At 55.5% G+C, this 858-nt stretch carries 1 protein-coding gene; it reads left to right on the top strand.

Annotated features, from left to right (window positions below; all coding sequences use genetic code 11):
• A partial coding sequence (locus GPL81_RS30980; protein WP_178122646.1) for a CaiB/BaiF CoA transferase family protein occupies positions 1–676 on the top strand: 676 nt, incomplete at its 5' end.
• Between the last annotated feature and the right edge of the window lie 182 nt (positions 677–858).

Genomic DNA, 858 nt, shown 5'->3' with positions numbered 1-858 from the left:
CGGGCTGTACTCGACGGTGGCGATCCTGGCTGCGCTTGCGCATCGGGATCATGTTGGCGGCGGACAGCACATTGATATGGCATTGCTGGATGTTCAGGTGGCGTGCCTGGCTAATCAGGCGATGAACTACCTGACGACGGGCAATGCTCCCAAGCGTTTGGGGAATGCACATCCGAACATTGTGCCTTATCAGGATTTTCCTACGGCTGATGGTGACTTCATTCTTACCGTGGGTAATGACGGGCAATTCCGTAAATTCGCGGAAGTTGCCGGACAGCCTCAGTGGGCAGATGATCCGCGCTTTGCAACCAACAAGCTGCGGGTTGCGAATCGGGCGGTACTCATTCCTCTAATCCGCCAGGCTACGGTATTCAAGACCACAGCGGAATGGGTGGCCCAGTTGGAGCAGGCGGGTGTGCCGTGTGGGCCCATTAATGATCTTGCGCAGATGTTCGCTGACCCTCAGGTCAAGGCGCGTGGGTTGGCGATCGAACTGCCGCATGTGTTAGCCGGGATGGTGCCACAGGTGGCGAGTCCGATACGGTTGTCGGAAACGCCGGTGGAGTACCGTCATGCACCTCCTTTGTTGGGTGAGCATACGCTGGAGGTATTGCAGCGAGTGCTGGGGTTGGATGCGGGGGCAGTGGCAGCCTTTAAAGAGTCCGGCGTGCTCTGAAGTTTCCCTCTATATAGAAAGGTTTGCTTTTCTCCCTCGGGTTGCAGGGGCATGGGCTGTTTTTCTGCCGTCTGTAACTTATTGAAAGAAAGCTGGAATTAAGTGTTGACGGCAGATTCTGGAAGCCTATAATTCGCCCCACTTCCGGCGCAGTCGAAACGGAAAACTCCTTGGTAAACAAT

It is taken from the genome of Pseudomonas izuensis (assembly GCF_009861505.1).
Lineage (GTDB): Bacteria > Pseudomonadota > Gammaproteobacteria > Pseudomonadales > Pseudomonadaceae > Aquipseudomonas > Aquipseudomonas izuensis.
The sequence above is the reverse complement of the archived record's forward strand: the minus strand, read 5'-3'. Positions and strand labels throughout refer to the sequence as shown.